This is a genomic window from Cnuella takakiae (genome assembly GCF_001953305.1).
In the GTDB taxonomy this organism is placed as follows: Bacteria; Bacteroidota; Bacteroidia; order Chitinophagales; family Chitinophagaceae; genus Flavisolibacter; species Flavisolibacter takakiae.
The window spans coordinates 1,978,327-1,991,149 of the sequence record NZ_MTFE01000010.1 but is presented as its reverse complement, the minus strand read 5'-3'; the positions used below and the strand labels follow the sequence as shown (position 1 = coordinate 1,991,149).

10 protein-coding genes are annotated in these 12,823 nt (G+C 50.3%); 6 read left to right on the top strand and 4 right to left on the bottom strand.

Translation table 11 applies throughout. The annotated features are described in order from the left end of the window. Positions 1 to 127: 127 nt before the first annotated feature. On the bottom strand, positions 128 to 1,774 hold the full coding sequence (locus BUE76_RS08715) for a CTP synthase (RefSeq protein ID WP_073042588.1): 1,647 nt from the start codon (positions 1,772 to 1,774) through the stop codon (positions 128 to 130). A 431-nt stretch (positions 1,775 to 2,205) separates the two neighbouring features. Here BUE76_RS08715 and BUE76_RS08710 point away from each other — a divergent pair, with 431 nt between their 5' ends. Together BUE76_RS08710 and BUE76_RS08705 are read left to right on the top strand one after the other, a co-directional pair. Continuing rightward, positions 2,206 to 3,225, top strand: a complete 1,020-nt coding sequence (locus BUE76_RS08710) for a glycosyltransferase family 2 protein (protein WP_073042590.1) — start codon at positions 2,206 to 2,208, stop codon at positions 3,223 to 3,225. Positions 3,226 to 3,305: 80 nt separating this feature from the next. Continuing rightward, positions 3,306 to 3,899: a murein L,D-transpeptidase catalytic domain-containing protein gene (locus tag BUE76_RS08705; RefSeq protein WP_073042591.1), complete on the top strand. Its 594-nt coding sequence runs from the start codon at positions 3,306 to 3,308 to the stop codon at positions 3,897 to 3,899. 67 nt (positions 3,900 to 3,966) lie between these two features. Here the strand turns inward: BUE76_RS08705 and proC are convergent, their stop codons facing one another. Then, a complete protein-coding gene (gene proC / locus BUE76_RS08700; RefSeq protein WP_073042593.1) occupies positions 3,967 to 4,761 on the bottom strand; it encodes a pyrroline-5-carboxylate reductase in 795 nt (264 codons plus the stop codon). Positions 4,762 to 5,079: 318 nt separating this feature from the next. Beyond that, positions 5,080 to 7,317 carry a phosphoribosylformylglycinamidine synthase subunit PurL gene (gene purL / locus BUE76_RS08695; protein WP_073042595.1) on the bottom strand — a complete coding sequence of 746 codons (2,238 nt, stop codon included), beginning with the start codon at positions 7,315 to 7,317 and terminating at the stop codon, positions 5,080 to 5,082. Between the two features lie 112 nt (positions 7,318 to 7,429). Here purL and BUE76_RS08690 point away from each other — a divergent pair, with 112 nt between their 5' ends. From BUE76_RS08690 to BUE76_RS08675, 4 genes are all read left to right on the top strand, one after another. After that, positions 7,430 to 8,719 carry a hypothetical protein gene (locus tag BUE76_RS08690; RefSeq protein ID WP_073042597.1) on the top strand — a complete coding sequence of 430 codons (1,290 nt, stop codon included), beginning with the start codon at positions 7,430 to 7,432 and terminating at the stop codon, positions 8,717 to 8,719. Positions 8,720 to 8,884: 165 nt separating this feature from the next. Further along, entirely contained in the window at positions 8,885 to 11,095 is a 2,211-nt protein-coding gene (locus tag BUE76_RS08685) for a glutamine synthetase III family protein (RefSeq protein WP_073042599.1), read from the top strand. A 221-nt stretch (positions 11,096 to 11,316) separates the two neighbouring features. Beyond that, complete coding sequence (locus tag BUE76_RS08680) at positions 11,317 to 11,556, top strand: addiction module protein (RefSeq protein WP_073042601.1); 240 nt, start codon at positions 11,317 to 11,319, stop codon at positions 11,554 to 11,556. A 21-nt stretch (positions 11,557 to 11,577) separates the two neighbouring features. Continuing rightward, the gene (locus BUE76_RS08675; protein WP_073042603.1) at positions 11,578 to 11,877 is read left to right on the top strand and encodes a type II toxin-antitoxin system RelE/ParE family toxin; all 300 of its coding nucleotides are present in this window, start codon (positions 11,578 to 11,580) and stop codon (positions 11,875 to 11,877) included. A 130-nt stretch (positions 11,878 to 12,007) separates the two neighbouring features. On the opposite strand, the gene BUE76_RS08670 is transcribed toward BUE76_RS08675, so the two are convergent. After that, positions 12,008 to 12,823 (bottom strand): hypothetical protein (locus BUE76_RS08670; protein WP_216820643.1); only part of this gene is annotated, 816 nt, incomplete at its 5' end.

The following is a 12,823-nucleotide window of genomic DNA, read 5'->3' as shown; positions in this document are numbered from 1 at the left end:
AGTTAAAAAGCCAGCTTGTGAGCTGGCTTCAATAGGGTTTTTGAACCACTAAGACACAAAGAGATAAAGTTTTATCAAGAAAATCCTGGTGTCCTCTTCGCGCCTTTCTGTCTTAGTGGTTCCTAATTTAAGCTTCAGTAGTTACCACGGAAGGACGCAAAGCGATCTTCTTATCGTGGTACTGTCGGGCAGCAGCCACAAAGCCTACAAAGAGCGGGTGCGGTGCTTCCACGGTGCTCTTCAGCTCGGGGTGGTACTGCGAACCAATGAAATAAGGGTGGTTGGGCAGCTCGATGATTTCTACCAGCCCTGTTTCGGGGTTGCGGCCGCTGGCTACCATACCGGCCTGCTCATAAGCCTCCAGGTATTCGTTATTGAACTCGTAGCGGTGACGGTGGCGCTCGGTGATGTCCGAGGTGCCATACACTTTGTAAGCAAGGCTACCCTCTTTGATATGACAAGGATAAGCACCCAGGCGCATAGTGCCGCCTTTTGCCGTAATCTTCTTCTGCTCTTCCATCATATTGATTACAGCACCCTCGGTATCGGGCTCCATCTCCGTGGAGTGTGCACCCTGTATACCCAGCACATTGCGGCCAAATTCGATTACCGCCATCTGCATACCCAGGCAAATGCCAAAGAAGGGCAAACCTGTTTCGCGGGCGTAACGCACCGCGGTGATCTTGCCTTCAATACCCCGGTGACCAAAACCAGGTGCTACCAGCAAACCATCCAGATTGGACAGCTTTTCCGCAACATTCTCAGGTGTAAGGCCTTCGGAATGGATGGGCAGTACCTGCACCTTGGTTTCATTCATAGCGCCGGCATGTACAAATGCTTCCAGGATGGACTTGTAGGCATCCTGCAGTTCTACGTATTTACCAATCAGGCCAATGGATACTTTGGCCTTGGGGTATTTCAGTTTATCCAAAAAGCCTTTCCAACGGGTCAGATCGGGTTCACCAAACTGGGTAATGTTCAGCTTTTTCAGCACGGTAAGGTCCAGCTGCTCGTTCATCATCAGCAGGGGCACTTCGTAAATGGTGCTGGCATCCGGCGCTTCAATAACTGCCTCGGGCTTTACATTACAGAACAGGGCGATCTTGCGCTTGATATCATCGTTGAGGGGCTCCTCGGTACGGCATACTATAACATCGGGGAAAACGCCGCTTTCGCTCAACATCTTTACAGAGTGTTGGGTAGGCTTTGTTTTCAGCTCTTTTGCCGCCTTGAGGTAAGGAATCAGGGTAAGATGCACCACCAGCAGGTCTTCTTCTGGAAGTTCCCATTGCAGCTGGCGAACGGCCTCGATGTAAGGCAGTGATTCAATATCACCCACGGTACCGCCCAACTCGGTAATCACAATATCCCACTGGTTGTTTTGTCCCAGCAGCAACATCCGGCGCTTGATTTCGTCGGTAATATGGGGCACCACCTGCACGGTCTTACCCAGGTAAGCACCTTCGCGTTCACGGTTGATCACCGACTGGTAAATGCGGCCGGTGGTAACGTTGTTGGCTTGCGAGGTAAAAATGTTGAGGAAACGCTCGTAGTGACCCAGGTCAAGGTCAGTTTCGGCACCGTCTTCGGTCACATAACACTCACCGTGTTCATAGGGGTTGAGTGTTCCGGGGTCCACATTGATATAGGGGTCAAATTTCTGGATGGTTACCCGCAGGCCACGAGCCTGGAGCAGTTTGGCCAGCGAAGCCGCAATAATACCTTTCCCGAGGGAAGAGGTTACACCACCCGTAACAAATATATACTTAGCCATAAGAGGTTATTGTCTGTGGTACAATAGTTCTTTCCAGACCAAAACGGCTGCCGAATTGCAAAAAGCTTATCTAAAGAAGGGCTGTGCTACTGGTCAAATCCGGTGTTCTGAAAAAAAGAAACAGGTTTTGGCAACCTGTACATGACCAGCGGAAGGGTCTTAAAAATTCCGGGAGGTCATGCAAAACTACGGATAGTTTGGGTGCGGGAAAAAAAGAAGAAAGTTTTGGGGAGATTTTGTGAACATCAGACAGTCCTAAAAACCCCTCCTTTGCCCGTGTCCGCTACAATCCTAAAAAGGGAATGTAAGGAGGGAAAGCAGGGGTTTATATTGAAAAACAAAACTAAGGGCCCGACAATTTTGATTTTACCCCTCCTTTTATATTTTGTATGCTTTAGCCTGCTTTTCTCCCTTAACCAACCCTCCGCATCATGGCGCCCCTTGTCTCCATTATTGTCAACTGTTACAACCAGGGAAAGTACCTGGAACGTTGCGTCAACAGTGTACTGGCCCAAACCTTTACCGATATTGAATGCCTTATTGTTGACGATGGTTCAACAGACAACACTAAAGAGGTGGCAATACAGCTGGAAAGAAAGGACAACAGGGTGCAGTACCTGGCAAAAGCCAATGGCGGACTGCCGCAGGCCAGAAACTTTGGGGTAAGGGCTGCCAAAGGCACCTGGATCCAATGCCTGGATGCCGATGACTGGATCCATCCCGAAAAAACGGCTGTACAGCTGCAGGCTGTTGCGGAAGCCGCAACAGAACCGGTCGTACTGTACTGCGATTACGAACGCGTAAGCATGGATGCCAACGATCAGCCCATTGCACGTGAAACAAAAATTATTGGTGCCCATACGCCAGCACAATTGTTACAACGCCTGATGCTGCCGGATTTTTTGGCGCAAACACCGCACCCATCCCTTCAGCAATGCATGCTGATGCACCGCGACATTTTCAAAAAGCACCAGTTTCCGGAGCAACTGAAAGCCTTGGGTGACCGCTTTTTTGCAGTTGAATTGGTGGCCAGCAAGGTACCTTTTGTTTATACCCCATTTTTAGGCACCTATTATTCCAGGCATCAAACCAACCGCACCAATAGCTGGCGGTATATGCGGAATTTTTACCTGTTGTTTTACGAAACGGTAAACAGCCAATATCCCCAACTGCTTGCCTATGGGCAGGTGGGTATTGAGTTCCTACTGGAAGATGCCCTGAAAATGAAAGACCAGCAAAGCTTCAAACGTTTACTGAAGTTGGTACAGTTTCCGGTAATGGTATTAGACAAAAAAGTAAAGGCCGAAAACAGGCAGGTATTACAACTGCTGTACCGTCTGCGGCAATGGACTCCGGGCATGATTTGGTACCCACAGTTCAGGAAACCTTCAGTAAAAAGATTCATATCCCTCTTACGCAGGCCAAAGAATAATGGCGAAAATAAAAGGTAAGCATTCCTAATTGGGTACTATGTGGGCTCCTGGTTGGCGGGTGTATTACAATTGCATACTTTCAGCCACCATTACTAACTATGAGCCTCAAAAAATCCCTTATTGCCCTGGCAATGCTCCTTCTGCTCGGAGCAATATTTTTATTCCTGTACAACACCAACCTACCAGTGGCAGGCGCAAAACAAACAGGTTCCAGTGAAGCCTTAAAGGCCATGTGCAGCCAGCTTAAACCGGGCAACCGCTACAACGACAAGGTTGCTTTCTATGTAGACCTGCAGCAGTATTCGGGCCGGTACCGATTCTTTGTTTTGGACCTTAAAAATCAGCAGATACTCCACAAGGGTATGGTGCTTAATGGCAGGGAAAAAGATGATCAGCCGGTGTACAGCAATGTTCCGGGTTCTAAATGTTCATCCAGGGGTTTGGCAAAAATAGGTTATGCCTACCATGGTCGCTTTGGAAGAGCTTACAAGCTGGTGGGTCTGGATGCCACCAACTCCAATATGATGGCCCGGGCTGTGGTACTCCATTCCTGGCGCGGTGTGCCCAATATGCAGGTGCCGTTTCGCTTACCCAATTCGGAAGGATGTCCGGCGGTAAGCACCCGGTTCATGGAAATTTTATCAGGTTATATTGATAAAAGCAGCAAGCCTATTTTACTGTATATCAATTAGCTGTAAACCTTTAAGGTTTAATAGACTAGATCTTCCATCTCTCCAAGGGATGGAAGATCTAGATCCACTATCCCTTCACAATCTTATCGTAGCTGGTAGCAATGCCCTTGATCAGCGAAGATGAAAACCCCTGGTGCTCCATTTCATTCAACCCGGCAATGGTGCAACCCTTGGGCGTGGTTACTTTATCAATTTCCTGCTCGGGGTGGGCGCCACGTTGCAGCAGGAGTTCGGCAGCCCCTTTTACCGTTTGCGCAGCAATCAGGGAAGCCGTTTTGGCATCAAAGCCAATTTCAATACCTCCCTGGATATTTGCCCGGATATACCGCATGGCATAGGCCGTACCACAGGCACCCAGCACGGTGGCGGCATCCATCAGCTTTTCGTCAATCACTGCCACCTTACCCAGGGTAGCAAACACATCATGCACCATTTGCACCTGTTCGGCTGAAGCCTGTGTGCTGGCCAGGCAGGTCATGCTTTCCTGAATGGCAATGGCGGTATTGGGCATGGCGCGAAATAGCGGCATTTGGTGGCCTACAATGCTTTGCATGTCTTTGAGGAAAATGCCGGTAACTACAGAAATGAGTACCTGCTGCGGGTTAAGGGCAACGGCAATCTCTGTGAGCACTTCTTTAAACTGGAAGGGTTTGATGGCCAGGATCACCATACCGGCATCTTTCACTGCGGCGGAATTGTCGGAAGTAACCACCACGCCTTTATCTTGTAGAAACTGCAGGGCCGCCACGTTGCGGCGGGTAATGGTGAGTTGGGCAGGTTGTACAAATCCACTTTTGATCAGGCCTTCGGCAATGGCCGTTCCCAGATTGCCGCCACCAATGATGGCAATAGATTGGTTCATAGTTCAATTTAGGAGCAAGCGGCGGTAATACTGGGGAAAGATAAGTAGATATCAAGCATTTCACGCAAAGGCGTCTTTCACGCAACGACGAGGCGGAGCAACGACGCAACGAAAGTTTCACGCAAAGTCGCCAAGGAGCAAAGGCGCAAAGAAGGTTTTTCTTAATGGCAGGTGGTCAAATGATTTTAATAGCATCTCTTTTACTCCTTTGCGTTTTTGCAGTTATGTTTTTTGCGTCTTTGCCCCTTGGCGCCTTTGCGTGAAATAAAAAGCCCGGATGAAAACTCACCCGGGCTTTACAAGTATATCCTCCAAAGCTTAGATCATGCTCAGCGCACCACCGGCTTCTTCTTTTGCCAGGTATTTTTCAATAGCCGTGTCGTACTTTTCTTTCCACTCAAGGATGCTACCCCAGTTCCAGCCACCAACAATTACGTCGCTAGCGGTAACGGTACCAAGTTCATAGCAGGGCAGGTTGCCCAAAGCTTTCTTGAAGGCTGGCACCTGGCCGGCAGATACCGACACCACTACCCTGCTCTGTGCTTCACCAAACAGGTAAGCATCCTTGCGGAAACCTTCTACCATTTGCACATTAAAGCCCAGGCCATTGGTAAAGCCCGCTTCCAGCAGGGCAACGATCAGTCCGCCCTCTGCCAGGTCGTGTGCCGATTGCAGCAAGCCTGCCTTGATCAGTTCGGACACTTTTTGCTGCAGGGCAAACTCCTCTTCCAGCTCGAAATAAGGTGCGGGAGAAAACTCCACGCCGCGGATCTTTTGCAGGTATTCGGAGGAGTTGATATCGTTTTGCAGGCTGCCCAGCAGGAACACCACATCACCTTCCTGTTTGAAGTTGAGGCTCATGGTCTTACCCAGGTCTTCTACCAAACCTACCATACCGATGGTGGGGGTAGGATATACGGGGCCGTCGGGGTTCTGGTTGTAGAAGCTCACGTTGCCACCGGTAACAGGCGTATCGAACTTGCGGCAGGCCTCACCCATACCTTTTACCGCGTTTACAAACTGGAAGTACACCTGCGGATCGTAAGGGTTACCAAAGTTGAGGCAGTTGGTAACCCCCAGGGGCTGGCCACCACTGATGGTGATGTTGCGGGCGGCTTCGGCCACGGCAATCATTGCACCTTTGAAGGGATCAGCAAATACATAGCGGCTGTTGCAATCCACCGTTACCGCCAGCCCTTTACCAGTTTCCTTTACCAGCACAATCTGCGCATCAGAAGGCGCATTGGTGCTGGCGTTTACGGTGCCCACCATGCTGTCGTACTGGTTGAAAATCCAGCGCTTGTTGGCAATGGAAGGCAGGGTAACCAGTTTTTCAGCAATGGCTTTCAGGTCTTCGGTATCAGGCTCGGAAACCGACTCCGGTTTGAAAGCTTCAATTTTATCGAAATAAGCAGGACGCTCATAAGGACGCTCGTAAACGGGGGCACCGCCACCCAGCACCAGTTCCTGTGCAGGAATCTGGGCTTCCAGTTCGCCATACATATAGAAAGAAAGCAGGCCATCATCAGTTACTTCACCAATCACAGAGCTTTCCAGGTCCCACTTGTCAAATACGGCTTTCACTTTTGCTTCCTGCCCTTTTTCCACCACCAGCAGCATACGCTCCTGGCTTTCGGAAAGCAGCAGTTCCCAGGCCTTCATGTTCTGCTGGCGCATGGGCACTTTCTCCAGGTCGATGCGCATACCCACTTCGCCTTTGGCGCTCATTTCGGCGGTAGAGCAGATGATGCCTGCGGCACCCATATCCTGCATACCTACCACGCCGCCGGTTTCAATCACTTCGAGGCAGGCTTCCAGCAATTTCTTTTCCTGGAAAGGATCACCTACCTGTACGGCGGGCAGTTCCTGTACCGACTCCGAAGTGATCTCCGCAGAAGCAAAAGAAGCACCGCCGATACCATCCTTGCCGGTAGCCGAACCCACGTACATCACGGGGTTGCCGGTACCCAGGGCGGTAGCCGATACGGTCTTGCCTGCTTTTACAATACCTACGCTCATGGCATTCACCAGGGGGTTGGTATGGTAACAGTCTTCAAAATAGATTTCACCACCAACGGTAGGTACGCCAAAGCAGTTGCCATAGTGGCCGATGCCGTGCACCACGCCGGCCAGCAGGTGCTGGGTTTTGTCTTCCGAAAGGCGGCCAAAGCGCAGCGAGTTGAGGGCTGCGATGGGGCGGGCACCCATGGTAAAAATATCACGATGGATACCACCTACACCGGTAGCGGCACCCTGGAAAGGCTCAAGCGCCGAGGGGTGGTTGTGCGATTCGATCTTAAACACCACGCCATAATCGTCGCCGATGTCCATCAGTCCGGCATTTTCCTCACCGGCTTTTACCAGCATGCGTCCACCTTCGCGGGGCAGGGTCTTCAGCCATTTGATGGAGTTTTTGTAACTGCAGTGTTCGCTCCACATGCCCGAAAAAGCACAGAGCTCGGTGAAGTTGGGCGTACGGCCCAGTTTCTGTTTGATGAGTTCAAATTCTTCGGCAGTAATGCGCAACTGCTCGGCGGTCTTTACGGTAATTTCCATGACGTGGGGGTTGTGCGCGGCAAAACTAAGGTCTTCGTTCCTAGCTCCCTATTTTAATTGGTCATCCAGTGGCTTATTTGGCTATTTTGCGACCAGCAAATCCTTACCCCGCTTGACCTTCCTGCTGTTTTGTTTTTACCTGACTGGCTGTACCCTGCTGCTTTGGCGCATTCCTTTTTTCCGCAATAGCGGTATTCCCCTGCCACATCTTGCCGGGTATTATTGGCTAAAAGTAACCTGCGGGCTTTTTTACGGGTTTTATTTTCGAAAATGGGAAAAGGGAGGCGACACCTGGAGCTACCACCGGGATGGCCTTGTGGAAACGGGCATGCTCCGAAATGATCCACTTTCCTTTGTAAGCACCTTGTTTGAAACCGGTAATGCAGCGGGCTATGGCGGTTTTTTCAGTACCCGCCACTCCTGGTGGAACAACCTCGATGCCAATACCATCCCCAAGCTCCTGGGAATTTGCAACCTGTTTACCGGGAGCAATTACTATATAAATGTGGTACTGGTAAACGCCTTGCTGTTAACCGGCCCCATCCTATTGTACCGATTGGGCCGCAACCTGCTGCCACAGGTACCTGCTTACCTCATTTATCCGCCCCTGCTGCTGCCTTCCTTTTTATTTTGGACCAGCGGGATACATAAAGAGGGATTCCTGGTAATTGCCCTTGCACTCATTCTATATACAGTTTGGAAATGGGAAAATACCCGCAAACTCAGTCTACAGACCCTGGGAGCATTTGCCACAGGTCTCTTAGTGGTCATTGCTTTGCGCAATTTTCTCCTGCTACCAATTGGAGCTGCCCTGTTGGGATGGGCAATTACGGTTAGGTTCCGGCTCAAACCTGCCATTGGATTTGGCGCTACCCTGCTGGTCTTGGCTTTACTGTTTTTTATAGTACCTCGTTTTATACCGGCACTGAACTTCCCGGAACTTCTTGCAGACCGGCAGGTTGCATTTTTGAATAAACATGGAGCCTCCCGGATTGACATGGCGGTGTTGGAACCAACGGCAGCTGCTTACCTCCAGCAATTGCCCCGGGCATTGGCAATTGGATTGTTCCGCCCCTTTCCATCCGACAGCTATAATTGGGGTACCGCACTTGCAGCTATGGAAGGCCTGTTGCTTGTTGCTGCTACTCTTTGGGCAGCCGCCTGCATGCGCAAAAGAGTTTCGCAAACACCCACCATTTGGTTTATAGCCATCCTTGTCCTGCTTATTGCTCTGATAATTGGTTATACCATCCCCTTCCTGGGTGCCGTGGTGCGTTACCGTAGTATTGTGCTGCCTTTGTATCTTTTTTGCTGTCTGTATTTGATCAGGAAAAAGCCAACTGGAAAACAACAGGCAACTAATGCAAGACGCCTAGGGGAACTGGCCGGAAGCTCACATTAATAGTACCTGATATATTTTATAGAAGCCTGTATGTGACACCATTCAGGTTTAGAATTTTCAAAAAATGTCTGATTTTTCTATAATTCGTCTACCTGAAAGCAGCTTTTCCCGAAAATACTTGTACAAATTCTGCCATTAGTCTTTATTTTGCCCAAAACCTATTCTATGTCCTTGCGATTTCAAGCCCTCCGCGGGTTGACCGAAACCTCTACCGAGGCGGTTAACGGAAGCAGCCACCAACTGAATGGCTCCGCCAAAATCACCGGCATTTTTGCCGAGAACGTGTTTACCCTGAGCAAAGCCCGCCAGTTCCTGAGCGATGAAGCTTATAAAAGCCTGAACAACTCCATCAAAGCCGGTCAGAAAATCGACCGCTCGATGGCCAACCAGATTGCACATGGCATCCGTGCCTGGTCGGAAACAAAAGGTGTAACCCACTATACACACTGGTTTCAGCCCCTTACCGGCACCACGGCCGAAAAGCACGACTCCTTTTTTACCTTGAAAACCGATGGCACCCCCATCGAGCAGTTTGAAGGCGATGCGCTGATCCAGCAGGAGCCCGATGCTTCTTCTTTCCCCAACGGCGGCCTGCGTGCTACTTTTGAAGCCCGCGGTTATACTGCCTGGGATCCCTCCTCTCCTGCTTTTATCCTGGAAACCGGTTTTGGTAAAACCCTTTGCATCCCTACCATCTTTGTTTCTTATACCGGCGAATCGCTCGACTATAAAGCACCCCTGCTGAAGGCTATTGAAGCCCTCAACTCTTCGGCTGTGGACGTTTGTAACTATTTCGACCGCAACGTAACCAAGGTTACTGCTACTTTGGGTTGGGAGCAGGAATACTTCGTGATCGACGAAGCCATGTTCAATGCCCGCCCCGACCTGGTAATGTGCGGCCGCACCGTTTATGGCCACAACTCGGCCAAAAACCAGCAGCTCGAAGACCATTATTTTGGTTCCATCCCCGAGCGGGTGTATGCCTTTATGCGCGACTTCGAAAAAGAAGCGTATGTGCTGGGTATTCCCCTTCGCACCCGTCACAACGAAGTGGCTCCCGGCCAGTTTGAGTGTGCGCCCATCTTTGAAGAACTGAACCTGGCCGTAGACCACAACACCCTGCTGATGGATGTGATGGACCGCGTGGCCAAGCGTCATAAACTGCGCGTACTGCTCCACGAAAAACCCTTCGCAGGCATCAACGGTAGCGGTAAGCACAACAACTGGAGCATGGCCACCGATACCGGTGTGAACCTGCTCTCTCCCGGCAAAACGCCGAAGACCAACCTGATGTTCCTGACCTTTTTTGTGAACACCATCAAGGCCTTCCACGATTACGCCGATATTCTCCGCGCCTCTATTGCTTCGGCTTCCAACGACTTCCGCCTGGGTGCCAACGAAGCGCCGCCCGCCATCATGTCGGTATTCATTGGCCAGTACCTCACCAAGGTGCTCAATGATATCAAGCAGCGTGTGGGTGACAAGTTTGATGAGCAGGACGAAAGCATGCTGAAGATGGACATCCACCGCAGCATCCCCGAACTGCTGATGGACAATACCGACCGCAACCGTACTTCGCCTTTTGCCTTTACCGGTAACAAGTTCGAATTCCGTGCCGTGGGTTCTACCGCCAACTGCGCCAACCCCATGACCGTGCTCAACACCGCCATGGCCGCTACCCTGAAGCAGTTCAAGAGCGATGTGGACAAGCTGATCCAGAAAGGCGACAAGAAAGAAATCGCCATCATGCACGTAATTAAGGAGTACATCATTGCTTCTGAGAACGTACTGTTTGAAGGCAATGGCTATTCGGAAGAGTGGGCAAACGAAGCCGAGCAACGCGGCCTGCCCAACGTGAAGACCACGCCGCTGGCACTAGATGCGATGGTTACAGAAAAAGCGTTTAAACTCTTTATCGACAACGGCATCTACTCGCACAGCGAACTGGAAGCCCGCCACGAAATTGAGCTGGAGAAATACCTGAAGAAAGTACAGATCGAAGGCCGCATGATGGCGGAACTGGCTACCAGCCACATCCTGCCTGCAGCCATCCGTTACCAGAACCTGCTGATCAACAACATCAAAGGTCTGAAGGAAATCGGTTTGGAAGACGCCAACTACACCAGCCAGAAAGAGCTGCTGCAGATCCTGTCGCGTCACATCAATGAAATGAGCACTTCGGTAACCGCGATGATTGAAGCCCGCAAAAAGGCCAATGCGCTGGAAAACACCCGCGAGAAGGCCATTGCTTATGGCGAAGAAGTGAAGGAAAAATTCTTTGACAAAATCCGCTACCACGCCGACAAGCTGGAACTGCTGGTGGACGACAAAGAATGGTACCTGCCCAAGTACCGCGAACTGCTGTTCATGCGCTAAGCGAACAAGTCCTGATCATAAAAAAGCCCGCTCCGAAAGGAAGCGGGCTTTTTGTTTGGGATTGAACCACGGAGACAGGGAGGGCAGGAAGGAACACGGTTTAGATTTGCACAAAAAATCGTATCAGCCTTGGAGCTTGGAGCTAACTGCTTGAAGCTTTTATAACCTAATTGCAACCAGCATTACGGTATATTGGATTTACATTTGTACAAACACCGGAAATGAATAAAACTACAGCCCTCCGGCAAAAACTGCACAACTACCTGGAAGTAGCCGACGACAAAAAAATAGAGGCTATTTACGCAATTATGGAAAATGATATTGAACAGTTGTCTGTAACCTATACCGAAGAACTTAAAGCTGAACTTGACCGCAGACATGCCGACTACAAAAGTGGCGAAGCAAAAGTTGTCAGCGCACAGGAAAGCCAGGAACGCATTGCAGCTCTTTTGAAACCTTAACTGCAGCACTTCAACTCAATTATGTACCGGTACGAACTGCACCCTGAAGCTCAAAAGGAGTATGAAGCAGCCGTACAATGGTACCGGGATCAAAGTTTAGTTGCGGCAGAAAACTTTGTTTTGGCAATAAACGAAGCGCTTTTTCGAATTTGCCAGCGTCCTACCTGGTGGCGCAATACCTACCTTCATTACCACGAATTAGGCCTCAAAAAATATCCCTATTCCATCATTTACACCATTGAACCAGCAAAAGAATTGGTGGTAATTATCGCCCTATTTCACCACAAACAAAACCCCGCAAAAAAGTACCGCAAAACTTAGCAGCGGACTTTTTGTTTGGGGTTGAACCACGGAGACAGGGTGGAAAGGGAGGAACACAGAGAGGTGATTTACTAGCAAATCAAAAAAAACAGTGCTCCTCTGTGCCGAAGCTGTCTTCGTGGTTCAACCCCTATTTCTTCAATGCATTGAAAAAAGTATGCTCCACACCCAGCACAAACATGTTCTGGGTAAAGCGGCTGGCCGTGCCATCCAATTGGAAACGGTAACCCAGGTTGAACTTGGTATTGCTTTTTACAATGAACTGAATGGCGGGAGCAAGGTCCACAAACCAGGCATCGCTGCCTCGTGCTTTTTGCCCCAGCAACTCTGCGTATATGTTGAAGTTGAGCTGGTCGTAGTTCTTATAGACCCTGGGCAATACAAGGGTGCCAGCCGACAATGAATAACCAACTGCATTTTGCACCACCGGGATACCATAACCGGGCGGTGTGGGTTTGCGGAATGCCGACAGGTAGGCAACGGTAGCCGATACCGCCGTTTTGTTTTTGAGCTGGGTAGCGACCAATCCCAGCTGGCTGCCGCTTACATCTCCTTGAATATTTATTTCATCAAAAAAAGTAGGGTTGCGGGAGTAAGCCGCTTCGGCAAAAGCTGCCATCCGGAAGTGCGCATGCACGCCATCCTTGCTCAAAAAACGGTACTTGCCATAGAGATAGGCAGCCTCCCAGCGGTTGCCCCGCATCATCATATTGGAGACCGTGGTACCGGCACGCAGCATCAGCTTTTTGCTTACACCGGCCATCACCTCGGCGCCATAGCGTTGCGGCAAAGGATTGCGGGTGCCCAACTGAACAAAGCCTTTTGTTACCAGTGAACGGGCCGGCACATTCGAAGCCGGGTCGCTGAATACATAGAGCTCCTGTGCCTGCAGGGAAGTAAAGCCCGCAAGCAGGAGGCAAAGCAGAAAAAAACGCATCAGAAAAGT

What these genes read in the sequence shown, in the direction of transcription:
- BUE76_RS08685 (WP_073042599.1), top strand. Translation starts at nt 8,885, where the DNA reads ATGTCCTTGCGATTTCAAGCCCTCCGCGGGTTGACCGAAACCTCTACC.
- BUE76_RS08710 (WP_073042590.1), top strand. Translation starts at nt 2,206, where the DNA reads ATGGCGCCCCTTGTCTCCATTATTGTCAACTGTTACAACCAGGGAAAG.
- proC (WP_073042593.1), bottom strand. Translation starts at nt 4,761, where the DNA reads ATGAACCAATCTATTGCCATCATTGGTGGCGGCAATCTGGGAACGGCC.
- purL (WP_073042595.1), bottom strand. Translation starts at nt 7,317, where the DNA reads ATGGAAATTACCGTAAAGACCGCCGAGCAGTTGCGCATTACTGCCGAA.
- BUE76_RS08715 (WP_073042588.1), bottom strand. Translation starts at nt 1,774, where the DNA reads ATGGCTAAGTATATATTTGTTACGGGTGGTGTAACCTCTTCCCTCGGG.
- BUE76_RS08705 (WP_073042591.1), top strand. Translation starts at nt 3,306, where the DNA reads ATGAGCCTCAAAAAATCCCTTATTGCCCTGGCAATGCTCCTTCTGCTC.
- BUE76_RS08675 (WP_073042603.1), top strand. Translation starts at nt 11,578, where the DNA reads ATGTACCGGTACGAACTGCACCCTGAAGCTCAAAAGGAGTATGAAGCA.
- BUE76_RS08680 (WP_073042601.1), top strand. Translation starts at nt 11,317, where the DNA reads ATGAATAAAACTACAGCCCTCCGGCAAAAACTGCACAACTACCTGGAA.